A 1,579-nucleotide genomic window follows, 5' to 3' on the forward strand; every position below is an offset into this window, starting at 1 on the left:
ACCGAGCAAGCCCGCATGGCGCCCAGCCCATGCGCGGCCGGCGCAGACCCTTCAGGGTCTGACCTAGCCCCCCACACCTCCAATCGCAGTCCATCCGAAGCCGCCGCGCCTTGAGGCCGGTCACGCTGCCGCATGGGTGTGCGCATTTTTCTCTCTCCATCCCATTGACCCCTGCAAAGGAAAACCCATGACCTCCAGAAAACGTGCTCTTGTGACCGGTGGCGCCACCGGTATCGGCCGCAGTGCCGTGTTGGCCCTGGCGAAAGCCGGCTACGACGTTGCCATCAACTACGGCTCCAGCGCGCAAGCTGCCCAGGCCACGGCGGCCGAGGCCCATGCCTTGGGTGCGCGCACGCTGGTGCTGCAATGCGACGTCAGCAACGAGCCCGCTGTGCGCGCCATGATGCAGACCATAGACGAGGCATGGGGTGGCCTGGATGCCTTGGTCAACAACGCCGGCACCACCGCCAGTTGGAAGGTGAAAGACCTGGAGAGTCTGGACCTCGACGAATGGGACCGCACTTTCGCGGTGAACGTGCGCGGCACGTTCCAGGTTACCCGCGCTGCAGTGCCGCTGCTGCGCAAGGGCGACGCGCCTGCGGTCGTCAACACCGCCAGCATCGTGGGCTTGCGCCCCGGCCCGCAGCCCTTGCCCTATGCCGCGAGCAAAGCCGCCGTGGTCAACCTCACCAAAACCCTGGCCTGGAATCTGGGCCCGGCCATTCGCGTCAACGCGGTGGCGCCTGGCTGGATGGAAGGCGACTGGATGGAGCGCATGCTGGGTGAAAAGTACGAAACCTTGATGGGCGCACGCGCCAAGGCCACGCCGCTCAAACGCTGTGTCACCGCCGACGATGTGGCCGAGGTGATTCTCAATTTGCTCACGGCCAACCGGTTCGTCACGGGCGAGATCGTCGTCATCGACGGCGGTTTCACCGCATCGACCTGAACGGCTGAAAGGAGACCGCCATGTTGGACGGATTCGTACCCTTTCCCCCGGAATACGCGCAACGCTACCGCGAGCGCGGCTATTGGCTGGACCGCACGCTGGCACAGGAATACCGCGACGTGTTCAAGCGCTTCGGCCCGCGCACCGCGCTGGTCGACGGTGCGCGCGAATACAGCTACGCCGACCTGGACCGCATCAGCGACAACCTGGCGCTGAACCTGCTGGCCATTGGTCTCAAGCCCTTGGACCGCGTGGTTCCGACCTTGCCCAACGTGGCCGAGTTCGTGCTGCTCTACCTGGCGTTGCAAAAGATCGGCGGCATTCCCATCGCCGCGCTGGTCACGCACCGTTTTGCCGAAATCAACCAGTTCACCCAGCTCTCGCAGGCCACCTGCTGCGTCTACCCCGATCGCCTGGGTGACTTCGAATTTGCGCCCGTCATCGAGCGCGTGCAGGCTGAGAACCCGAGCCTCAAGCTGCGCCTGGTGCTGGGCCAGGCCGGCCCGGGCGAGCACTCGCTGACCGATCTCATCGAGCGGGCCGCCACGCTGCCGCGCTCGGCGCTGGATGCGGTGCAGATCGACCCTACCGATCCGTGCATCTTCCAGCTCTCGGGCGGCACGACCGGCA

General features: G+C 65.6%; 2 protein-coding genes. Both read left to right on the forward strand.

Features of this window, described 5'->3' with window-relative positions; translation table 11 throughout:
- Window positions 1–187: 187 nt before the first annotated feature.
- On the forward strand, window positions 188–949 hold the full coding sequence (locus tag ABYB95_RS23245) for an SDR family NAD(P)-dependent oxidoreductase (RefSeq protein WP_372662654.1): 762 nt from the start codon (window positions 188–190) through the stop codon (window positions 947–949).
- Between the two features lie 20 nt (window positions 950–969).
- On the forward strand, window positions 970–1,579 hold a 610-nt coding region (locus ABYB95_RS23250), incomplete at its 3' end, for an AMP-binding protein (RefSeq protein ID WP_372662657.1).

The organism is Hydrogenophaga sp., from assembly GCF_041633695.1.
GTDB lineage: Bacteria > Pseudomonadota > Gammaproteobacteria > Burkholderiales > Burkholderiaceae_C > Hydrogenophaga.

Coding starts and splice junctions, on each gene's coding strand:
- ABYB95_RS23245 (WP_372662654.1), top strand. CDS start 188: ATGACCTCCAGAAAACGTGCTCTTGTGACCGGTGGCGCCACCGGTATC.